Origin of the sequence: Paenarthrobacter nitroguajacolicus (assembly GCF_007786235.1) — a bacterium.
Lineage (GTDB): Bacteria > Actinomycetota > Actinomycetes > Actinomycetales > Micrococcaceae > Arthrobacter > Arthrobacter nitroguajacolicus_A.
In genome coordinates, this window is the sequence record NZ_VNFK01000104.1 from 1 (window position 1) to 500 (window position 500).

General features: G+C 43.4%; 2 protein-coding genes. Both read left to right on the forward strand.

The annotated features are described in order from the left end of the window. The coding region (locus FQP90_RS23175) for an SRPBCC family protein (RefSeq protein ID WP_144653460.1) at positions 1–331 on the forward strand (331 nt) is incomplete at its 5' end. A gap of 21 nt (positions 332–352) precedes the next feature. Then, a partial coding sequence (locus FQP90_RS23960; protein ID WP_368666131.1) for an RnfH family protein occupies positions 353–500 on the forward strand: 148 nt, incomplete at its 3' end.

Consider the following 500-nt stretch of genomic DNA (forward strand, 5'->3'; position numbering starts at 1 on the left):
ATGTTCTGGTTCTCGTGTGATCGAATCTTCAGATTCTGCGATGGTGGCTTCGGTTGATGTCTCTAAAGCTGGTATCAGCAAAACATTTACTACGTCAAATCGAATGGCAGATGGTGCTGAGATCTTAATGGAGCTGGTGGACGGCCCGTTCAAAAAGCTGCAGGGCGGTTGGTATTTCACTCCACTAGACGACCAAGCTTGTAAGGTCGAGCTTAAGTTAGAGTTTGAATTTTCTAGTCGAATGATAGAAATGGCATTTGGTAAGATTTTCAATGAGCTGACGAGCAATATGGTCAGTGCTTTTACTCAACGAGCTAAACAGGTTTACTAAGCCATGACTATTGAATCCGATATGATCCACGTAGAAGTTGTGTTTGCGCTTCCACATGAGCAGCGTGTATTTACCTTGGTGGTGAATAAGAACGCGACCGTTGAAGAGATTATTGCGCAGTCGGGTGTTTTAGAATTGTATCCAGAGATCGACTTGGCGAAAAATAAAG